Origin of the sequence: Massilia sp. GER05 (genome assembly GCF_052056005.1) — a bacterium.
GTDB lineage: Bacteria > Pseudomonadota > Gammaproteobacteria > Burkholderiales > Burkholderiaceae_D > Telluria > Telluria orientalis.
Map to the genome: position 1 here is coordinate 5,046,657 of NZ_CP178858.1, position 20,570 is coordinate 5,067,226.

The 20,570-nt window shown below is 67.2% G+C and carries 14 protein-coding genes; 10 read left to right on the forward strand and 4 right to left on the reverse strand.

Translation table 11 applies throughout. From position 1 onward, the window contains the following. Nucleotides 1-70: 70 nt before the first annotated feature. Nucleotides 71-967, forward strand: a complete 897-nt coding sequence (locus ACL58G_RS22345; protein ID WP_413388387.1) for a LysR substrate-binding domain-containing protein — start codon at nucleotides 71-73, stop codon at nucleotides 965-967. 71 nt (nucleotides 968-1,038) lie between these two features. Here the strand turns inward: ACL58G_RS22345 and ACL58G_RS22350 are convergent, their stop codons facing one another. Then, nucleotides 1,039-3,291, reverse strand: a complete 2,253-nt coding sequence (locus ACL58G_RS22350; protein WP_440963217.1) for an OPT family oligopeptide transporter — start codon at nucleotides 3,289-3,291, stop codon at nucleotides 1,039-1,041. Between the two features lie 180 nt (nucleotides 3,292-3,471). Here ACL58G_RS22350 and ACL58G_RS22355 point away from each other — a divergent pair, with 180 nt between their 5' ends. The 7 genes from ACL58G_RS22355 (at nucleotide 3,472) to ACL58G_RS22385 (ending at nucleotide 15,617) form a co-directional block, all read left to right on the forward strand. Then, complete coding sequence (locus ACL58G_RS22355; RefSeq protein WP_440963218.1) at nucleotides 3,472-5,877, forward strand: penicillin-binding protein 1A; 2,406 nt, start codon at nucleotides 3,472-3,474, stop codon at nucleotides 5,875-5,877. A gap of 182 nt (nucleotides 5,878-6,059) precedes the next feature. Beyond that, the gene (locus ACL58G_RS22360) at nucleotides 6,060-6,353 is read left to right on the forward strand and encodes a hypothetical protein (protein ID WP_440963219.1); all 294 of its coding nucleotides are present in this window, start codon (nucleotides 6,060-6,062) and stop codon (nucleotides 6,351-6,353) included. 140 nt (nucleotides 6,354-6,493) lie between these two features. Continuing rightward, nucleotides 6,494-9,943, forward strand: coding sequence for a transcription-repair coupling factor (mfd, locus tag ACL58G_RS22365; RefSeq protein ID WP_440963220.1), 3,450 nt, complete (start codon nucleotides 6,494-6,496; stop codon nucleotides 9,941-9,943). A gap of 22 nt (nucleotides 9,944-9,965) precedes the next feature. Next, nucleotides 9,966-10,814: a phosphoserine phosphatase SerB gene (gene serB / locus ACL58G_RS22370; protein ID WP_413388382.1), complete on the forward strand. Its 849-nt coding sequence runs from the start codon at nucleotides 9,966-9,968 to the stop codon at nucleotides 10,812-10,814. Between the two features lie 82 nt (nucleotides 10,815-10,896). After that, nucleotides 10,897-12,120 (forward strand): SGNH/GDSL hydrolase family protein, encoded by a 1,224-nt coding sequence (locus tag ACL58G_RS22375; RefSeq protein ID WP_440963221.1) that lies wholly within the window; start codon nucleotides 10,897-10,899, stop codon nucleotides 12,118-12,120. A gap of 31 nt (nucleotides 12,121-12,151) precedes the next feature. Continuing rightward, nucleotides 12,152-12,571 (forward strand): hypothetical protein, encoded by a 420-nt coding sequence (locus tag ACL58G_RS22380; protein WP_413388379.1) that lies wholly within the window; start codon nucleotides 12,152-12,154, stop codon nucleotides 12,569-12,571. Between the two features lie 559 nt (nucleotides 12,572-13,130). Next, nucleotides 13,131-15,617, forward strand: coding sequence for a TonB-dependent receptor plug domain-containing protein (locus ACL58G_RS22385; protein WP_440963222.1), 2,487 nt, complete (start codon nucleotides 13,131-13,133; stop codon nucleotides 15,615-15,617). On the opposite strand, the gene ACL58G_RS22390 is transcribed toward ACL58G_RS22385, so the two are convergent. The 3 genes from ACL58G_RS22390 to ACL58G_RS22400 all read right to left on the reverse strand — a co-directional run bounded on the left by ACL58G_RS22390 (nucleotide 15,574) and on the right by ACL58G_RS22400 (nucleotide 18,566). Further along, nucleotides 15,574-16,563 carry a ThuA domain-containing protein gene (locus ACL58G_RS22390; protein ID WP_413388376.1) on the reverse strand — a complete coding sequence of 330 codons (990 nt, stop codon included), beginning with the start codon at nucleotides 16,561-16,563 and terminating at the stop codon, nucleotides 15,574-15,576. The two genes, ACL58G_RS22385 and ACL58G_RS22390, sit on opposite strands and share 44 nt — an antisense overlap. Beyond that, nucleotides 16,563-17,546: an aldo/keto reductase gene (locus ACL58G_RS22395; protein ID WP_440963223.1), complete on the reverse strand. Its 984-nt coding sequence runs from the start codon at nucleotides 17,544-17,546 to the stop codon at nucleotides 16,563-16,565. The genes ACL58G_RS22390 and ACL58G_RS22395 overlap by 1 nt, the downstream gene beginning before the upstream one ends. A 126-nt stretch (nucleotides 17,547-17,672) precedes the next feature. Beyond that, nucleotides 17,673-18,566: an EamA family transporter gene (locus ACL58G_RS22400; RefSeq protein ID WP_413388375.1), complete on the reverse strand. Its 894-nt coding sequence runs from the start codon at nucleotides 18,564-18,566 to the stop codon at nucleotides 17,673-17,675. 181 nt (nucleotides 18,567-18,747) lie between these two features. Between ACL58G_RS22400 and ACL58G_RS22405 the strand changes: the two genes are divergently transcribed. Both ACL58G_RS22405 and ACL58G_RS22410 read left to right on the forward strand, forming a co-directional pair. Further along, entirely contained in the window at nucleotides 18,748-19,155 is a 408-nt protein-coding gene (locus tag ACL58G_RS22405; protein ID WP_413388374.1) for a hypothetical protein, read from the forward strand. Between the two features lie 224 nt (nucleotides 19,156-19,379). Then, complete coding sequence (locus ACL58G_RS22410) at nucleotides 19,380-20,537, forward strand: ABC transporter substrate-binding protein (RefSeq protein WP_413343036.1); 1,158 nt, start codon at nucleotides 19,380-19,382, stop codon at nucleotides 20,535-20,537. Nucleotides 20,538-20,570 lie beyond the last annotated feature (33 nt).

Here is a 20,570-nt window from a genome sequence, read left to right on the forward strand (position 1 = left end):
CTAGAACGGCAATTGTTCAAACGAGAAAAATAAATGATATGAATAAGAAAAACTTACGCTCGGGGATGGCGTGAAGCCGCTGCGCAGCCTCTCGGGCCTGATCGATTTCGATTGCGCCGCGCGCTGGGGCAGCTTCAAGCTGGCCGCGCGCGAGCTGCACAAGACGCCCGCCGCCGTCAGCCTGCAGGTCAAGCAACTGGAAGAAGCCATCGGTTTTCCGCTGTTCGTGCGGCATCCGCGCCACATCGCGCTGACGGCCAAGGGGCAGGAACTGGCGATCGTCGTCGCGCGCATGCTGGCCGACCTGCGCGGCAAGGTGGCGGCGCTGCAGCGGGGCGACGAGGAAGCGGTCCTTCGGATCTCGACCACGCACTCGTTCGCGATCAAGTGGCTCGTGCCGCGCATGTCGCGCTTCACCAAGCTGCATCCGGAGCTGGACCTGCGTATCGACTCCAACGACACGCCCGTGGACATCGAGGACGACACCGTCGACGTGGCGATCCGCTACGGCCCCGTGCGCGACGACGACCCCGCCCTGCTGTTCCGCGAGCGGCTCGTGCCGGTGTACAGCCCGGACCTGCTGGCGGAGGGCCAGGATGCCCTGCAGTTATCCGACCTGACCCGATTCCCGCTGCTGTGCGAACGCACGCCGGAAACGTGGCTGCAGCTGTTGAACGAGAACCGCGCGCTGAAAGGCGATTACGATTTTGCGCGCACGTACAGCCATTGGGGCGTGCTGGCGCAGGCAGCCGTCGCGGGCCAGGGGATCGGCCTCGTGCCGTACGGGATCGCGTTCGAGGACATCCGCGCAGGCACGCTGCTGCAGCTCGCGTGCAGGAGCGCGCCGTTCGGCTACGGGTACCGACTGCTCGTCAATCCGCACAAGGAGGCGATGACGAAGGTCCAGCACTTCCGGGCGTGGATCCTGGCCGAGATGGAATCCATGAAAGCCACGCTCAATACGTAGGGTGGGCTCGCCGAGCCCACGCGTGGCGCCAACCCATCGCATGCGTCACGCGTGGGCACCGGGTGCCCGCCCTACCGTGCTTTTTCGCGTCCGACGACGTACAACAGCACGCAGATCGCCGCATACGGCAGGATCGACAGCAGGTCCGCGCTGGCGCCCGCGAAGAACGGATTCGCGGCCTCGGCCCACCTGTTCATCGCATCGTCGAAGCCCGTCATCACGCCGGCCGTGATGGCGATGATGATGCCCGCCAGCGCGCCGCCCGCGATGTAGCCGGAGGCCAGCAAGGTGCCCGAGCTGCGGTCGCCCGCGGCCTGCAACTCGTCCTCGTTCAGGCCCTGGTACTGCGGCAGCCCGCTGTTGCGGCGGTCGACCATCCAGCGGATGATGCCGCCGATCGCGATCGGCAACGTGGACACGAGCGGCAGGTACACGCCCACCGTGAACGCGAGCGACGCGACGCCGGACATCTCCAGCACGACCGCGACCATCACGCCGAACAGCACGAGGGTCCATGGCAGCTGGTGGTCGAGGATGCCCTTGATGATGTACGACATCAGCACGGCCTTCGGCGCATCGAATTTCTTGACCTCGGTGCCGTCAGGCCGCGTGTGGTACTGGCCGTTGATGCCCGGGTCGACGAGCCAGGCGAGCGAACCGTCGGCGCGCACGAGGTATTTGCCGGCGGGGCCGCCCACGGTGTCCGTCTTCTGCCAGACTTTATACGTTGCGTGATCGGATGCGGCCTGCGGGCCTTGCAGCTGCGCGGACTCCGTCAGCTTCGATGCGTCCGTCCTGATGTGCGGCGCCACCTGCGCGGCCGGCACGTACACGGTGCCCGCGTCGTTCAGCTTCAGCAGGATCGGGCCGAGGATCAGCGCGGACGCGAGCGCGCCCGCGAGGATCGCGTACTGCTGCAGCTTCGGCGTCGAGCCGACGAGGAAGCCCGTCTTGAGGTCCTGCGAGGTCGTGCCCGCGTTGCTGGCGGCGATGCAGACGATGGCGCCGACCGACAGCGCCGTCACGTAGTAGCGCCCGCCCGTCCAGCCCATCACGAGGAAGATCAGGCACGTGAACAGCAGGGTCGCCACGGCCATGCCGGAAATCGGATTCGACGACGAACCCACCTCGCCCGTCAGGCGCGAGGACACGGTCGAGAACAGGAAGCCGAACACGAGGATCAGCAGCGCGCCCAGCACGTTCATGTGCAGCGGCGTCGCGAACGTGATCACGGCGATGATGGCAAGGCAGCCGATCACCACCCATTTCAGCGGCATGTCCTGCTCGGTGCGCAGCGACGTATCCACGTTCGAGGATTTACCGATGCCGGCCAGGCCGCCCTTGAGACCATGCCAGATCGTGGGCAGCGAGCGCACGAGGGAAATCAGACCGCCGGCCGCTACGGCGCCGGCGCCGATGTACAGCACGTAGGCGCTGCGCACGTCGTCCGGGCTCATGTCGCGGATCAGCATCGTGCCCGGCGCCACGGGTACCGTCAGCGCGTCGCCGAAAAACTTGATCATCGGGATCAGGAGCAGGTACGACAGCACGCCGCCGCCCGCCATGATCATCGCGATGCGCGGGCCGATGATGTAGCCGACGCCCAGCAGCTCGGGCGAGATCTCGGCGCCGGCCGAACCGGATTTCAGCGGCGCGTCGAAGATGAAGTTGACCGTGTCCTTCCACAGCTTCAGCGAGATGTTCATCACCTTGTACAGCAGGCCGAGGCCGAAGCCGCCGAAGATGATGAAGGCGCGCCGGCGGGCGTCCCTGGCTTCGTCCGAGTCCGCGTCGCGCACCTCGCCGGCCGCCTCGCGCGACGTTTCCGTGGCCGCCGCCTTCAGCACTTCGGCGCACGCGGTGCCTTCCGGGTATTTCAGTTCGCGGTGCTGGTCGACGATCATCGTGCGCCGCATCGGGATCATCATGAGGATGCCCAGCAGGCCGCCCAGCACGCCCACGAGCATCACCCGCGAGATCTCCAGGTCGAAGCCGAGGATCATGATCGCGGGCATGGTGCAGCCGAGGCCGAACGCGAGCGATTCGCCGGCCGAGCCGGCCGTTTGCGTAATGCTGTTTTCGAGGATCGTCGATTCGCGCCCGCCCATCTTCTTGGCGAGCCCGAACAGGGTGATCGCGATGACGGCCACGGGAATCGATGCGCTGACGGTCAGGCCCACCTTCAGCACGAGGTACAGCGACGACGCGCCGAAGACCATGCCGAGTACGGTGCCCATGATCAGGGCGCGCCACGTCAGCTCGGGCAAATGCGCCGACGCCGGAATATACGGTTTGACCGCGGGCGGATGGGGATCGTAGGGCATCGGAGGGATTTCCTTCAGGCGTGGGTAGTGGCAAACAGGACTGCCGGGATCGCCATGCAGCCCTTGAAAGCGTGACTATCTCACATGCCGTACGTTAAGAAAAGCGGATTATAATTTCTCAAACCGCCCGTGTTTACGGCCTCAACGGGGTTTTACGACCCGCATCAAGAGAGTTCAGTTTTGGCAACTATCCCCCGCCGCCAACGCGGCTTCCTGCTCCCCATCCTGGCCGTCGCGGCCGCAATCATCGTCCTGTTCATTGCCGGCGTCGCCGGCTACGTGGTGTTCCGCGTGCTGCCCAACGTGCCGGCGCTGGATGCCGTCACCGACTACCGGCCCAAGATCCCGCTCCGGGTCTATACGGCGGACAACGTCCTGATCGGCGAGTTCGGCGAAGAGCACCGCGATTTTGTCCCGATCAACAAGATCCCGGACCTGATGAAGAAATCGCTGCTCGCCATCGAGGACGCCCGCTTCTACGAGCACGGCGCCATCGACTGGAAGCGCGCGATGGGCGCCGTCGGCTCGAACCTGCGCGGCGGCTTCGGCTCCGGCGGCGCGTCGACGATCACGATGCAGGTCGCCCGCAACTTCTTCCTGTCGCGCGAAAAGCGCTTGTCGCGCAAGATCAACGAGATCGCGCTCGCGTACAAGATCGAGACCGCCCTGTCGAAGGACGAGATCCTCGAGCTGTACATGAACCAGATCTACCTGGGCCAGCGCGCCTACGGCTTCTCCAGCGCCGCACGCATCTATTTCAACAAGACGCTGGACCAGCTGTCGGTGGCCGAGATGGCCATGCTGGCGGGCCTGCCGCAGAACCCGGCGCGCCATAATCCGGTGGCCAATCCGAAGCGGGCGCGCGAGCGCCAGCACGCCGTGCTGGGCCGCATGCGCGCACTGAACTACATCACGGACGCGCAATACGAAAAGGCCATGGCCGAACCGCTGCGCGTCAACCAGCGCGGCGTCCAGGACTTCGGCACGCACGCGGAGTACGTGGCCGAACTGGCGCGCCAGGCCGTCTACAGCCAGTTCAAGGAAGACGCGTACACGAAAGGCATCAAGGTCTACACGACGATCCTGAAGCCCGAGCAGGACGCCGCCTACGCCTCCGTGCGCCGCAATGTGCTCACGTACGACCAGCGCCACGGCTGGCGCGGCCCGGAAGACCGCATGGAGCTGCCGTCCGATCCGGTCGAGCGCGAAGACGCGATCGGCGACGCGCTGGGCAAGCGCCCGACCAGCGATGGCCTGATCCCGGCCGTCGTGCTGTCGGCCACGAGCAGGATGGTGCGCGTGGAGACCGTCGACGGCGACACGGTGGACCTCACCGGCGCCGGCCTGAAATTCGCGCAGGCCGGCCTGTCGTCCAGCGCCAGGGAAAAGATGAAGCTGACGCCGGGCGCGATCATCCGCGTCGCGAAGGATGCGAAAGGCAACTGGAGCGTCACGCAGGTGCCGCAGGTGGCCGCGGCCTTCGTCGCCATCGATGCCGATACGGGCGCCTACCACGCGCTCGTCGGCGGCTTCGACTACAACTTCCAGAAGTTCAACCACGTGACGCAGGCGTACCGCCAGCCCGGTTCCGGCATGAAGCCGTTCATCTACTCGGCCGCCGTCGACAAGGGCTATTCGCCGGCCACGCTCATCCTCGACGCGCCGCTCGACATGGCGGGCGAGGATGCTGGCAAGACGTGGTCGCCGCAGAACGACGACGGCAAGTGGGACGGTCCGATCACGATGCGCCGCGCGCTGGCCGAATCGAAGAACGTCCCGTCCGTGCGGCTGCTGCGCGCCGTCGGCGTGCCGTATGCGCACGAGTTCATCGCCAGGTTCGGCTTCGACCTCGCGCGCCAGCCGTCGAACTACACGCTGGCGCTGGGCACCGGCGCGGCGACGCCGCTGCAGATGGCGGGCGCGTACGCGGTCTTCGCGAACGGCGGCTACCGCGTGCAGCCCTACCTGATCGCCCGCATCGAGGATGCCGACGGCAAGATCATCCAGGAGACGAAGGCGCCCGCCGAACACACCGACGAACAGCGCGTGCTCGACCCGCGCAACGCCTTCATCACCGACAGCATGCTGCGCGACGTGACCCGCTACGGCACGGGCGCCGAAGCGACCAGGGCGCTGGGCCGCACGGACATCGCCGGCAAGACCGGTACGACCAGCGACGCCGTGGATGGCTGGTTCTCGGGCTATGGCGGCAACGTCGTCGCGGTCGCGTGGATGGGCTACGACGATCCGAAATCGCTGGGCGGGCGCGAATTCGGCGCCACCGTCGCGCTGCCGATCTGGATCGACTACATGCGGGTGGCGCTGGCCAAGCGCCCGCAGCAGGAAGAGCGCCTGGCGCCGGAGGGCGTCGTGCGCGAGAACGACGACTGGGTGTATGCCGAGTTCGCGGAAACGCCGGCCCTCGGCGGCATCGACCTCGACCAGGCGCCGGATCCGAACGCCGTACAGCCGGTGGACGGCACGGTCCCGCCGGGCCAGCCTGGCCAGCCTGGCCAGCCTGGCCAGCCGGTGCAGCCGGTGCGGCCGGTGCCGCAGCAACAACAGCCGTCGAATACGCTGTTCTGACCTGCTGCTCGCTCGCCGAACGGGCCGCCGCGTGCGGCCCGTTTTCATTGGCAGGCCGGCAATCGCATTGCAACAAATGGAAGAGATCGTGCGCCCAGTCCTACATGTCTGTACGAACTCATCCTATTTCGAACGCAAAAGTGTGCCCCCATGATGGCGTCACTTTTACAAAAGGAGTCAACATGAAAAAGTACCAAGCCCTCCTGATCGGCGGCCTGATGGCCATGTCCCTGGCCGCATGCAGCTCGACCGGCACCAGCGGTAGCGACAGCAGCAGCGCCAGCGGCAGCTCCTCGTCGGGCGCGATGTCCAGCGGCAGCGGCTCCGCCCCGGCCTCGACCGGCACGCCGGAATCCAACGCCACGGGCACCTCCAGCACGACGCCGACCGGCATCTCCGCCGGCGGTACCGGCAATTCGAACGCCACCGGCCAGGGTACCAACCCCGCACCTGCCCAGACCAGCGGCAACCAGTAATCGTCTCCGTCGTCCGGCCACCCCGGGCCGGACGACTCCGGCCTACCCGGGCCGGACGTACGCCTCGGCACGAAGGCGGCCCGCACGTTGTTCGACTATAATGGACGCTCGTCCTGACGAACCCGAACAGCACCGCGTCAATGCCCTTCGATCTCACCAAACACCTTCCCAAGCCCGGAACCCGTTTCGCCCTGCCCCAGTTGCATGGCTCGGCCGATGCCTATGCGCTCGCCGTCGCCGCCCTTGCGCTGAAAGCCAGGAAGCAGATGCTGACCGTGATCGTCGCGAATGCCAGCGACGGCCAGCGCCTGCTCGATGAAATTCCCTGGTTCGCGGAAGGCAAGCTGTCCTGCCACCTGTTGCCGGACTGGGAAACGCTCCCGTACGACGCGTTCTCGCCGCACCAGGACCTCGTATCCGAACGCCTCGCCACGCTGCACGAAGTCCGCAACGGCCAGTGCGACGTGCTCGTCGTGCCCGCGACTACCGCGCTGGTGCGCCTCGCGCCGCCGTCGTTCCTGGCCGCCTACACATTCTTCTTCCGCCAGGGCGAAAGCCTGGACGAAGCGAAGCTGAAAGCGCAGCTGACATTGGCCGGCTACACGCACGTCACGCAGGTGATGTCGCCGGGCGAATACTCGGTGCGCGGCGGCCTGATCGACCTGTTCCCGATGGGTTCCGCGCTGCCGTACCGCCTGGACCTGTTCGGCGACGAGATCGAGACGATCCGCACCTTCGACGCCGACACCCAGCGCTCGCTGTATCCCGTGAAGGAAGTGCGCCTGCTGCCGGGCCGTGAATTCCCGATGGACGAGCAATCGCGCAGCGCCTTCCGCGGCCGCTGGCGCGAACGCTTCGAAGGCGATCCGTCGCGGTCGACGATCTACAAGGACATCGGCAACGGCATCGCGTCGGCCGGCATCGAATACTACCTGCCGCTGTTCTTCGACGAGACGGCCACGCTGTTCGACTACCTGCCGGACGAATCGAGCCTCGCCCTCGTCGGCGACATCGAGGCGGCCATCCAGCGCTTCTGGCTCGATACCGAATCGCGCTACAAATTCCTCAAGAGCGACCGCGATCGCCCGATCCTGGAACCGAAGGAGATCTTCCTCGGCGCCGAGGATTTCTTCGTGCAGGCCAAGCCGCACGGCCGCTGGGCCATCGCGCGCGACCCGTCGGCGGGCGCTTCCGAGCTCTCCGCAGCGGTCCCCGACATCGCCGTCAACCGCCGCCTCGACGATCCGCTCGCGAACCTGCGCTCGTACCTGATGCAGGCCGCGGGCAAGCGCGTGATGATCTGCGCGGAGTCGGCCGGCCGGCGCGAGACCCTGCAGCAGTACTTCAGCGAGTACAAGCTGGACCTCGCATCGATCGAAGGCTTCGACGGCCTGCGCGCGACGGAGGCGAAGGTCGTGCTGGGCGTCGCGCCGCTGCAGGCGGGCTTCGAGTTGATGGAAGAAGGCGCCGGCCATCTCGTGTTCATCACGGAGACGGAGCTGTACGCGGGCACCGGCCGGCGCGCGGGCAAGAAGAAGCAGGAAGCTGGCTCGCAGGTCGAGTCGATGGTGCGCGACCTGTCGGAGCTGAAGATCGGCGATCCCGTCGTGCACATCAATCACGGCATCGGCCGCTACCTGGGCCTCGTCAGCATGGACCTGGGCGAAGGCGAGACGGAATTCCTGCACCTGGAATACGCTAAAGAATCCAGGCTCTATGTGCCGGTGTCGCAGCTGCACGTGATCTCGCGCTATTCGGGCGCGTCGCCCGACGACGCGCCGCTGCACACGCTCGGCTCGGGCCAGTGGGACAAGGCGAAGAGAAAAGCCGCGGAACAGGTGCGCGACACGGCGGCCGAGCTGCTGAACCTGTACGCCCGCCGCGCCGCGCGCCAGGGCCATTCGTTCGAGTACTCGGCCACGGACTACGAGAACTTCGCGCAAAGCTTCGGCTTCGACGAGACGCCGGACCAGCGCGCCGCCATCGCCGCCGTCATCCAGGACATGACGTCGGGCCGGCCGATGGACCGCCTCGTGTGCGGCGACGTCGGTTTCGGCAAGACCGAGGTTGCCCTGCGCGCCGCATTCATCGCCGTCATGGGCGGCAAGCAGGTCGCGATCCTCGCGCCGACCACGCTGCTCGCGGAACAGCACGCGCAGACGTTCTCCGACCGCTTCGCCGACTGGCCCGTGCGCATCGCCGAACTGTCGCGCTTCCGCACCGGCAAGGAAATCAACAACGCGATCAAGGGCATGGCCGACGGCACCGTCGACATCGTGATCGGCACGCACAAGCTGCTGTCGCCGGACGTGAAGTTCACGCGCCTCGGTCTCGTCATCATCGACGAGGAACACCGCTTCGGCGTGCGCCAGAAGGAAGCGCTGAAGGCCCTCCGGGCGGAAGTCGACGTGCTCACGCTGACCGCGACGCCGATCCCGCGCACGCTGGGCATGGCGCTGGAAGGCCTGCGCGACTTTTCCGTCATCGCGACGGCACCCCAGAAGCGCCTCGCGATCAAGACGTTCGTGCGCGGCGAGGACGGCTCCGTCATCCGCGAGGCGTGCCTGCGCGAACTGAAACGGGGCGGCCAGATCTACTTCCTGCACAACGAAGTCGAGACGATCGAGAACCGCCTCGCGATGCTGCGCGAACTGCTGCCGGAAGCGCGCATCGCCGTCGCGCACGGCCAGATGCACGAGCGCGACCTGGAAAAGGTGATGCGCGATTTCGTCGCCCAGCGCTACAACATCCTGCTGTGCACGACGATCATCGAGACCGGCATCGACGTGCCGACGGCGAACACGATCATCATGCACCGCGCCGACAAGTTCGGCCTCGCCCAGCTGCACCAGCTGCGCGGACGCGTCGGCCGCTCGCACCACCAGGCCTATGCCTACCTGCTCGTGAACGACGTGCTGGGGCTCTCGAAGCAGGCGCAGCGCCGCCTGGATGCGATCCAGCAGATGGAAGAACTGGGCAGCGGCTTCTATCTCGCCATGCACGACCTGGAAATCCGCGGCGCCGGCGAAGTGCTGGGCGAGAACCAGTCGGGCGAGATGCTGGAAATCGGCTTCCAGCTGTACTCCGACATGCTGAACGAAGCGGTGAAGGCGCTGAAGGCCGGCCGCGAACCGGACATGAGCGCGCCGCTGTCGTCGACGACGGAGATCAACCTGCACGTGCCGGCCCTGCTCCCGGCGGATTTCTGCGGCGACGTGCACGAGCGCCTGTCGATCTACAAACGCCTCGCGAACTGCGAGGAGCAGGGCCGCATCGACGACATGCAGGAAGAACTCATCGACCGCTTCGGCAAGCTGCCCGATGCCGTGAAGGCGCTGATCGAGACGCACCGCCTGCGCATCGCGGCGAAGTCCGTCGGCATCGTCAAGATCGACGCGCATGCGGATGCCGCCAGCCTGCAGTTCATGGAGAAGCCGCCGATCGACCCGATCAGGATCATCACGCTGATCCAGAAGAACCGCCACGTCAAGCTGGCCGGCCAGGACAAGCTGCGCATCACGGCCAGCATGCCGGACCTGGCCGCGCGCGTGAACCAGGTCAAGCAGACCATCAAACAACTCCTCGCTTAAATAGCTTAAAGCAAACCAAATCATGTTCAAGAAGCTCGTCCTCCAGGGCCCGAACGCCGACCAGGCCGCACTCGCACAGATCGCCGCCATCGTCCGTCCGGCACGCACCACCGAAGTCCACGCGCACGCGCTCCGCTGCGACGGGTTCGACTTCACGCCGGAACTGAAAGCGCAAGTCGAGGCGGCCGCCCACGCCGCCGGCGTCGACGCGACGTTCGTCGACGCGAACCTGACCTTGGCCGATTTCAGGCTGGTCGCGATGGACATGGATTCCACCCTGATCACCATCGAATGCATCGACGAGATCGCGGACATGCAGGGCCTCAAGCCCCAGGTCTCCGCGATCACGGAAGCCGCGATGCGCGGCGAACTGGATTTCTCGGAAAGCCTCACGCGCCGCGTCGCGCTGCTGGAAGGGTTGCCGGTCGATGCGCTCGAGCGCGTGTACGAAGAACGCCTGCGCATCTCGCTGGGCGGCGAAGCGATGCTGCAGGCCGTGCAGGCCGCGGGCCTCAGGACGCTGCTCGTCTCGGGCGGTTTTACCTTCTTCACCGAACGCCTCAAGACCCGCCTGGGCCTCGACTACACCCACGCGAACGTGCTGGAAGCGGCCGGCGGCGTGCTGACCGGCAAAGTCGTCGGCGGGATCGTCGACGCGGAGGAAAAGAAGCGCACCGTCGAACGCGTGTGCGCCGAGCTGGGCATCGCCACGAAGCAGGCGATCGTCATGGGCGACGGCGCCAACGACCTCAAGATGATGGGCGTATCCGGCCTGTCCGTTGCCTTCCGCGCCAAGCCCGTGGTGCGCGCGCAGGCCGACGTGGCGCTGAATGTCACGGGCCTCGACGGCCTGCTGGCCGTCCTCGCCTGACGCCTCTCCTGATCTGGCGCAAGGGCTATGCGGTGTGCATGTGTAGATTGATGGGGTCCGCTCGTCGATCACGGAGCCCGCGATGCCGTCACGCCGCACATTTCTCCACGCCTTGCCGGCACTGGCCGGCTGCCTGACGCTGCCGGCCATCGGTGCCGACACCTGGTGCGCCACCTGGGGCACGGCGCCGGCCGGGCCGCCGCCGTCCGCCAGCCTGCAGACGTTCAGCAACCAGACGCTGCGCCTGATCGTGCGCACGAGCATCCCCGGCAACCGCGTGCGCGTGCGGCTGTCCAACGAAATGGGCAGCGGGCCTTTGCGCATCGGCGCCGCGCACATCGGCCTCCGATCCAGTGGCGCCAGCCTCGTCTCGGGCAGCGGGCGCGACCTGACGTTCGGCGGATCGCCGTCCGCCACCGTCGCACCGGGCGACCCGCTGGTCTCCGACCCCGTCGACTTCGCCGTGCCCGCGCTGGCCGACCTGGCCGTCAGCCTCTGGCTGCCGGGCAGCACGCAGGCGGCGTCGATCCACGACCTCGCGCTGCAGACGAACTACGTGTCCGCCGCCGGCAACTACGCGGGCGCGAACACCCTGCCCGTGCAGCGCACGCTGGCCTCGTGGCCGTTCCTGACCGAAGTCGACGTGACGAGTGCCGCCGGCACGCCGTCCGCCATCGTGGCCCTGGGCGATTCGCTGACGGATGGCGTGCGCAGCACGAGCAACGCCAACCGCCGCTGGACCGACTACCTGGCGCGCCGCCTGCGCACCGAAACCCTGCCCGGCAGCCCGCCCATCGCCGTCGTCAACCGGGGCATCAGCGCGAATTCGCTGCTGACGGACTATCCGACGGCGCTGCTGTCCGGCCGCGACGCACTGGAACGCTTCGACCGCGACGTGCTGGCCACGGCCGGCGCGCGCTGGCTGTTCGTCCTCATCGGCATCAACGACATCGTCTATAGTTCTGCGTCAAGTCCCATCCCCGCGGAATCCCTGCAAGCGGGCTGGCTGCAACTGATCGCGCGGGCGCGCACGCGCGGCATGCAGGTCATCGGCGCGACCTTGCTGCCGTACGAAGGCCATCCGTATTTCACGACGGCGCGCGATGCCGTGCGTCAGCGCGCCAACGCATGGATCCGGACGTCCGGCGCCTGGGATGCCGTGGCGGACTTCGATGCCGTGCTGCGCGATCCGGGCCGTCCCACCCGGCTGCTGCCGGCCTACGACGGCGGGGATCACCTGCATCCGAACGATCTCGGCTACGAAGCCGTGGCGAAAGCGATACCGTTGGGCTGGTTCGGTGTATAGTTTGCTTGTGGCAACAATTCAGGTGAATATCATGGCCATCTCTTCCATCTCGTCGACGACCACCTCGACGGCAAACACGTCCGTGACGACGAAACCGCCCGAGACGGCGACGCAGGATCCGGCGACCCGCGTGACCTTATCGAACCTGTCCGAACAGGCAAGCATCGTCGCGACACTCGGCAACCGCGACAACGGCGTCCAGACATATGACGCGGCGGGCCTGCTGAACGCCGTCGCGCAGGCCGGCATGGCGCAGGCGGGCACGGCGGCGCCGGCGTCGACCGATCCCGCCGCATCCGTGGACACGTCCGCGGAATCCAGCACATCCGTGGCGGCCGCCGTGCCGGGCGACTGGGGCACGATCCTGAAATCGAATCCCGCGTTGACGAGCGTCGCGGTCGAGGACGCCGTCGCGCAGGGCATCGTCAACACGATCAATGTCTACGTGTGACCGCTACATGGACTGCGCGTCATGCTTGTAACGGCGGCGACCTCACGAGCGCCAGGGCGCTCGCGAAGCTGCGCGACGACCGCAGGGAAGCCAGCGGCGGAACGCAGGAAGCGCATCATCGCCGCGCCCACCGGACGCAAGCCGGCGGCGCAGAGTCGCTGACCTGCAGCGCATCCGCAACGACCGCGCCCACCCCAGCTCCGGGCTCCACCACCGACGTATCGGCCTGACCGTCCACCTTGGCCCGGCATGCCGCCGGGCCTGTCTCGCACTAACAAACCAGCAACTTTGTGACATTCCGCGTATATGCATATTCGGAATTCTCATGCTCGCCAACGGCCTTTGCGTGGCCGGCAATGCCGCATCCTCCCCAGAATAGCCGCATTTCGTCTATCACAACAAGCAAGATTGCCCTTGATGCATCAATTTCACAACAGTATAGACAGGTGACGATTGTGAATACGGCTGGGCGCTCGTTACACTGCGTCACGCTTGGCCGGCATCCAACCCGGTGCGGTTGGGCGTTCTCACAACAACAACCATCGACGAGAGAATAAGGATGACCCAACTCCGCGCCGTACCCGTCTTTACCCGCACTTTGCTTGCTTCCTCGCTGTTCCTGGCCTTCTCTCCCGCCTGGTCTCAAGAGACCCCCGCCACTGCGCCGCAGGCACAGCCGGCCGCCGACAACGGCATGGCGTCCGTCGTGGTGCTGGGCTCGCGCTCGACCGCGCGCACGGCGCTGGACTCGGCCGCGCCGGTCGGCCTGATCGGCGCCAAGGACATGGCGATGGCCGGTCCGGTGGAACTGGGCAAGCTGCTGCAAACGCTCGACCCGTCCTTCAACTTCTCGACCACGTTCATCAGCGACGGCACGGACATCATCCGCCCCGCCACCTTGCGCTCGCTGGGCCCCGACCAGCTGCTCGTGCTCGTGAACGGCAAGCGCCGCCACCAGCAGGCGCTCGTCAACGTGCAGCAGACCATCGGCCGCGGCTCGGCCGGTACGGACATCAACGCGATCCCGATGTCGGCGATCCAGCGCATCGAAGTGCTGCGCGACGGTGCCGCCGCGCAGTACGGTTCCGACGCGATCGCCGGCGTGATCAACATCGTGCTGAAGAACCAGACCAACGAAACGCAGCTGTCCGGCACCGTCGGCGGCACGACCGAGGGCGGCGGCGAGCTGCGCCAGGGCAGCGTCAACAAGGGCTGGACGATCGGCGACGGCGGCTACATCAACCTGACGGCCGAGGCCCGCCACCGCGGCGAAACCAACCGCGCGGGCGTGAACTCCCTCCGGGTCGACCCGCCGCGCGTCACGCAGCGCATCGGCGACAGCCTCGCGAAAGACAAGTACTTCTGGTGGAACTCGGCCGTGCCGGTGTCGAGCCAGGGCGAGTTCTACACGTTCGGCGGCGTGTCGCACCGCACGGGCGATTCGGCCGGTTTCTTCCGCTCCGCGGACGACGGCCGCAACGTGCCCGCCGTCTACCCGAACGGCTTCCTGCCGAACATCCGCACCACCGTCAAGGATGCGTCGCTGGCCGTCGGCTACCGCCGCGACCTGGCCAACGACTGGAAGGTCGACGTCTCCCTGAACCACGGCCGCAGCGAACTGGATTTCCACGAAAAGAGCACGATCAACGTCAGCTACTGGTTCGAACCGAAACCGGGCGGCGGCATCTACGCCGAATCGCCGCTGGAAGCCGATACCGGCAAGCTGAAATTCAAGCAGACGACGTTCAACGCCGACCTGCGCGGCCCGCTGGACGTCCTGGGCAGGACGATCAACTTCGCGACGGGCTTCGAATGGCGCCGCGACGGCTATGCGATCGACGCCGGCGACCCGGTCTCGTACCAGTACGGCCGCACGAACAATCCGGCCATCGTCATCAAGGACCAGACGGGCGGCGCGGCCGCGTCGGGCACGCAGGGCTTCCCCGGCTACACGCCCGCTACCGCCGTCGACGATGCACGCCACAACATCGCGCTGTACGCCGACGCCGAATACAACATCACGCCGCAGCTGCTGGTCGGCGCCGCCGCGCGCTGGGAAAAATACTCGGACTTCGGCAGCACGACGACCGGCAAGCTGTCGCTGCGCTATGACCCGAGCCGCCAGGTGGGCTTCCGCGGCACCTTGTCGACCGGCTTCCGCGCACCGAGCGTGCAGCAGAAGTTCTACAGCTCCGTGTCGACGAACCTGAACGGCGCCGGCGTGCTGACCGAGACGCTGACCGCGCGCGAAGGGAGCGCGGTCACCAAGGCTTTCGGCATCCCGAACCTGAAGGAAGAAACGTCGAAGAACGGCAGCGTGGGCATCATCCTGCGTCCGGCCTCGAACTTCTCGGTCACCGCCGACCTGTGGCGCATCGACATCGACAACCGCATCGTGTTCTCGTCGAACATCGCACCGGAATCGGGTGCGTGCGCGACGGCCGCCGCGTGCCCGATCAAGGCGATCCTCGATCCGCTCAAGGTCGGCCAGGCACAGTTCTTCACGAACGCGATCGACACCGAAACGAAGGGCCTGGACATCGTCGCCGAGCACACGACGCGCTGGCCGGCCACGACGCTCGTGCTGTCCGCGCAGCTGGACTTCAACCGCACGTCGGTGACGGGCCGCCATTCGGATTCGCCCGTGCTGACGGGCGCCCAGCTGTTCGACGACTCGCAGGTGACGCTGATCGAACGGGGCCAGCCGCGCCAGCACCACGTGCTCGCGGCCGACCTGACGCACGGCCAGTGGAACGGCAACGTGCGCGCCAACTGGTATGGCGAAGTGCAGGGCCAGGGCTTCACCGCCCCGTTCGTGCAGACCTGGGACGGCAAGTGGATCGTGGACGCCACCGTGCGCTACAACTTCTCGAAGTCGACCAGCCTGACCGTCGGTTCGAACAACATCTTCAACACGTTCCCGACCAAGTGGGACCCGGTCAAGGCCGCGCCGTTCCCGCAGCTGGGCTTCACCTACTGCTGGGAGACCTGCCCGTTCGGCATCAACGGCCGTTCGTGGTCGGCCCGCCTGGACGTGGCCCTGTAAGCGCGGGACGCGGGCGCGCGTCGTCTCCGGACAGGCGCAGCGCCCAGCGGATCGCCTCCGTGTACATGCGCGCCACATCGGGATCGTCGAAGGCTTCCTTCGCGTGGCCGATCGTGGACGCGAACACCCGTCCCTGGCCGTACTGCCTGATCCACGCGACGGGGACGTCGCGGTCGGGCGGCAGTTGCTCCGGGATGCGCGTCATGTCCAGCCGCTCGCCGTCCATGCTGAGCAGGACTTCCGAGTCGGCGCGCGAGAAATTCTTCACGACATAGAGTTCGTCCTGCCGGATCCAGCGGGCCGGCAGGAACGACGTCATCGGGGTATCGCGGTTCTCGGTCCGCAGCGGGAACGGGAACAGCGGCCACGCGTGGTTGTTGAATGGATGGGACACGAACACGCCGCCCACCATCTCCACATAATCCTTCCAGCCGGCATTCGCGTCGACGCCGCCATGGATCGCGACCAGGCCCCCGCCCGCGCGCACGAAGTCGAGCAACGCGGCTTTCTGCGCGGCGTCCAGGCCCCAGTCGCCGGTCGCGCTGACGACGACGATCGCATCGAAGTCGCGCAGCCCCACGGGCTGGAAGCCGGCCGTCATCGGCTGGCCGCCGCGCCCGTTGACGAGGCTGAATTCCGTGCGCATCTCGGTGTCCCACAGATGCGTCGCACGGCCCCAGTTGTAGACGGCGGCCATGCCGGCCGGGATCGAATCGTGATGCCAGCCGCGCGCGCCGCCCAGCACCAGCACGTGCTTGGGCGACGGCGAGCGCATCCCGGGCGGCACCGGGGACGCCGGCGCCGCGCCCGGCGGCGGAGGCGTGACGGCGATGGGGCCCGCGTTGGCGGGCGGTCCGGCCCAGGTGCCGTTCGATACGGTTTGGGCGGATGCGCCGCCCATCGTTGCGGCCAGGACGAGCGCGGCCAGCGCACCGGCGCGCACCATCAGTACGCTCCCCGGATGAAGTCGCGCACGTGGGCGCGGTAGACGCCCGCGAGCTTCCCGTGCAGGTCCGCCGGCAGCGGCCGCACTGCCGCAGCGTCCACGTTGGCCCGCACCTGCTCCGGGCGGCTCGCACCGGGGATCACCACCGAGACCTGCGGGTGGTCGAGGATCCAGCGCAGCGCCATCTGCGCCATCGTCATCCCGGCCGGCACCAGCGCCGCCACCTGCTCCGTGGCCGCGATGCCGCGCTCCAGTTCCAGTCCGGCGAACGTCTCGCCCACGTTGAACATCGCGCCGTCGCGGTTGAAATTGCGGTGGTCGTCGTCGCGGAACGTCGTCGCCCGCGTGATCTTCCCGCCCAGCAGGCCGCTCGCGAGCGGCAGGCGCACGACGATGCCGACCTTCCGCTCCGCCGCGCGCGGGAACAGTTCCTCGGCCGGCTTCTGGCGGAAGACGTTGAAGATCACCTGCAGCGACGTGAGGCCGTCCTGCGCCAGGCAGATCAGGCCCTCTTCGACCGACTCCACGCTGGCACCCCAGCGCTTGATCAGGCCCTCCTGCTGCAGTTCGCGCAGCCAGTCGAACACGTGCCCCTGGCGCATCACCTCCGTCGGCACGCAATGCAGCTGCGTGAGGTCCAGCGCGTCCACCCGCAGGCGCTCGAGCGAACGCTGCGTCGCTTCGCGCAGCGACGCGCGCGTGTAGCCGTCCGGGTAGATGCCCGCGCGGCCCAGTTTCGTCGCCACGACGATATCCGGCTCCTTGCGGCCGGCGAGGAAGCGGCCGATCGAACGCTCGCTCGCGCCGTCGCCGTAGACGTCGGCCGTGTCGATGAAGCGCACGCCGGCGTCGATGGCCGCCTGCAAGGTCTGCTGCGCGATGTCGTCGTTCCAGTCGTTGCTCCAGCCGCCGCCCAGCTGCCAGCAGCCCAGGCCGATCTCCGGTACCGTCAGGCCGTCCTGGCCCAGTTGTCGTCGTTGCATGGTCTTCCCTCGGTTGTGGGTGAATTTGGTGCGCTACTCTACCCCAGTTCGTAGGGTGGGCGGCCCTCCGCCCACGCGTGACGCCGGCAAAACGCATACGTCACGCGTGGGCCCGGGGTAACCGCGCTACACCGGCACCGGCGGCTCGGCATCGGCGGGACGGCGGCGCGCGGCCAGGCTGGCACTCGTCGCGGCGCCGATCGACGACGCGACGATCAGCGCGATCGCGAGCCATTGCGACACGTCGAGGTGCTCGCCCAGCAGCACGAGGCCCATCAGCGCGCCGATGGCCGGCTCCGCGCTGAGCAGCGTGCTGAACGTGTTGGCCGGCAGGCGGCGCAGCGCGACCATCTCGAGCGAATACGGGATCGCGCTGGACAGCACGGCGACGGCCACGCCGAACAGCAGCACCGAGGGTTCCAGCAGCGCCGCGCCCGCGTGCGCGATGCCGACCGGCGCCGCGATCAGCGCGCCGAGCACCGTGCCCCAGCTCGACGCGGCCGCGCCATAGGCCGCGCTGGCGCGCTTGCCCGCCAGGATGTACACGGCCCAGCAGGCGCCCGCGCCGAGCGCGAACGCGATGCCGCGCCAGTCGACGGCCGGCGCATTGCCGCCCAGCGGCAGCAGCAGCGCGAGGCCCACGCACGCGAGCGCGATCCAGGCGAAGTCCAGGCGCCGGCGCGACGTCGCCACGGCCACGACGAGCGGCCCCGTGAACTCGACGGCGATCGCGATCCCCAGCGGTACGTACGCCAGGGCCGAATAAAAGCTCAGGTTCATGGCGCCCAGCGACAGGCCGTATTGCAGCAGCGCGCGCCTGTCGCCGCGCGGCTTGAAACGCCACGGCCGGAACACGATCGCGAGGATCACGGCGGCGAAGGTCAGCCGCATCGCGGTGGCGCCGGCCGCGCCGACGACGGGGAACAGGTGCTTGGCGAGCGAGGCGCCCGTCGTAAGCGAGACGAGGGACAACAACAGGGCCGCGTAGGGGAAAATGGACGAACGCGTGAAAGAGGACATCGAAAAGCGGCGTGTAGCGAAACGTGCGACGATATCATCAAACCGGCCCCCTCCGCCGGCGCTACGATGGGATGGGACCGGGTAACGCTCTTTTTCCGGAACATGAACATCTGTAACAGCCTGTAAAACAACAGGCACGCGCCAACGGATTCTTTATAGTTGGCAGGTGAGGAGAACCGCCATGATCAAGCTCGCTATTATCGTTTCCTGCGCCGCCGCCCTGACCGGCTGCGCCACGTATTACCCGGCGCCGGCCAACTACGGCACGCGCGCCTATGCGCAACCCGACGCCAACGGCTGGCAGGTCGTGTCCGTGACGCCGGTGGCGCCCGGGACCGGTGCGGCCGCGGCAGCATCGGGCGACGCCGGCCGCGTGACCTATTCCCCGGCCCCGGCGACCGTCGTGACCCAGCCGGTGTACGTCGCGCCGCCCGTGTACGCGCCCGCGCCGATCTACGCGCCGGCCCCCGTCTATGCCGACCCGCTGTGGTATCCGCCGATCTCGATCGGCCTCGGCTTCAGCTGGAACCACTGGAGCGGCGGCCATCGCGGCGGCTGGGGCCATCGGGGCGGGTGGCGTCACCGCTGACCTCCGCCGTACCGAAAAGGCTGCGCTTCGGCGCAGCTTTTTTTTCGTCCGTACCCCTGCTGCCTGACGCTTTCCTTACGCGTTTGCATGAATGACGCATGTTGCATCGCGTCACATCAATCGATTGCTGTTGTCTGATTGCTATTCTACAATCGGCTCACGATGGGCCCGGCACTGGTCCGCGGCGCCCGGCGTAAAACGAGAATACGACTACGGAGACGACAATGAATTTCAAGGTAAAGGCATTGGTTGCAGGGGTAGTGTTGGGTTTTTCGATGTCGGGCATGGCGGCGGAGCCGGTCAAGATCGGCGTGTCCGGTCCGTTCACGGGCGGGTCGGCGCCGATGGGCGTGTCGATGCGCGATGGCGTCCGTCTCGCCGTCGCTGAAATCAATGCCAAGGGTGGTGTGCTGGGCCGCAAGGTCGAACTGGTCGAACGCGACGACGAAGCGAAGAACGAACGCGGCGTGCAGGTCGCGCAGGAACTCATCAACAAGGAGCGCGTCGTCGCCACCGTCGGCTACATCAACACCGGCGTGGCCCTCGCCTCGCAGCGCTTCTACCAGCAGGCGAAGATCCCCGTGATGAACAACGTGGCCACCGGCTCCATCGTCACGAAGCAGTTCGCGAACCAGCCGCAAAACTACATCTTCCGCAACTCCGCGAACGACACCATCCAGTCCGCGATGATCGTCGAGGAAGCGATCGCGCGCCGCGGTTTCAAGAAGCCCGCGATCCTCGCCGACTCCACCAACTACGGCCAGCTGGGCCGCGAAGACCTCGAGAAGGTGCTCGAGAAGAAGGGCGTGAAGCCGGTCGTCGTCGAGAAGTACAACATCGGCGACGTCGACATGACGGCGCAGCTGCTGCGCGCCAAGCAGGCCGGCGCCGACGTCGTCCTCACCTACGGCATCGGCCCCGAGCTGGCGCAGATCGCCAACGGCATGCAGAAGCTCGGCTGGAAAGTGCCCATCGTCGGCAGCTGGACGCTCGCGATGGCCAACTTCATCGACAACGCGGGCAAGAACGGCGACGGCACCCGCATGCCGCAGACCTTCATCCAGAACCCGGACACGCCGAAGCGCAAGGCGTTCATCGACGCCTACATCAAGGCCTACAACCCGCCGGGCGGCCGCATGCCGTCGGCCGTGTCGGCAGCGCAGGGCTACGATTCCGTGTACCTGCTGGCCGCCGCCATCCAGCAGGCCGGCAGTACCGAAGGACCGAAGATCGCCGCCGCGCTGGAAAACCTCACGCTGCCGGTCGAAGGCGTCGTCACCACCTACAACAAGCCGTACTCGCATGCGGACCACGAGGCCATCAACTTCGAGAACACCAAGTTCGGTGAAGTGAAGGATGGGCGAGTGGTGCAGGCCAAATAACGTCGTCCCCGCGAAGGCGGGGACCCAATTTTG

What these genes read in the sequence shown, in the direction of transcription:
- ACL58G_RS22350 (WP_440963217.1), bottom strand. Translation starts at nt 3,291, where the DNA reads ATGCCCTACGATCCCCATCCGCCCGCGGTCAAACCGTATATTCCGGCG.
- ACL58G_RS22360 (WP_440963219.1), top strand. Translation starts at nt 6,060, where the DNA reads ATGAAAAAGTACCAAGCCCTCCTGATCGGCGGCCTGATGGCCATGTCC.
- mfd (WP_440963220.1), top strand. Translation starts at nt 6,494, where the DNA reads ATGCCCTTCGATCTCACCAAACACCTTCCCAAGCCCGGAACCCGTTTC.
- serB (WP_413388382.1), top strand. Translation starts at nt 9,966, where the DNA reads ATGTTCAAGAAGCTCGTCCTCCAGGGCCCGAACGCCGACCAGGCCGCA.
- ACL58G_RS22375 (WP_440963221.1), top strand. Translation starts at nt 10,897, where the DNA reads ATGCCGTCACGCCGCACATTTCTCCACGCCTTGCCGGCACTGGCCGGC.
- ACL58G_RS22380 (WP_413388379.1), top strand. Translation starts at nt 12,152, where the DNA reads ATGGCCATCTCTTCCATCTCGTCGACGACCACCTCGACGGCAAACACG.
- ACL58G_RS22385 (WP_440963222.1), top strand. Translation starts at nt 13,131, where the DNA reads ATGACCCAACTCCGCGCCGTACCCGTCTTTACCCGCACTTTGCTTGCT.
- ACL58G_RS22390 (WP_413388376.1), bottom strand. Translation starts at nt 16,563, where the DNA reads ATGGTGCGCGCCGGTGCGCTGGCCGCGCTCGTCCTGGCCGCAACGATG.
- ACL58G_RS22395 (WP_440963223.1), bottom strand. Translation starts at nt 17,546, where the DNA reads ATGCAACGACGACAACTGGGCCAGGACGGCCTGACGGTACCGGAGATC.
- ACL58G_RS22400 (WP_413388375.1), bottom strand. Translation starts at nt 18,566, where the DNA reads ATGTCCTCTTTCACGCGTTCGTCCATTTTCCCCTACGCGGCCCTGTTG.
- ACL58G_RS22405 (WP_413388374.1), top strand. Translation starts at nt 18,748, where the DNA reads ATGATCAAGCTCGCTATTATCGTTTCCTGCGCCGCCGCCCTGACCGGC.
- ACL58G_RS22410 (WP_413343036.1), top strand. Translation starts at nt 19,380, where the DNA reads ATGAATTTCAAGGTAAAGGCATTGGTTGCAGGGGTAGTGTTGGGTTTT.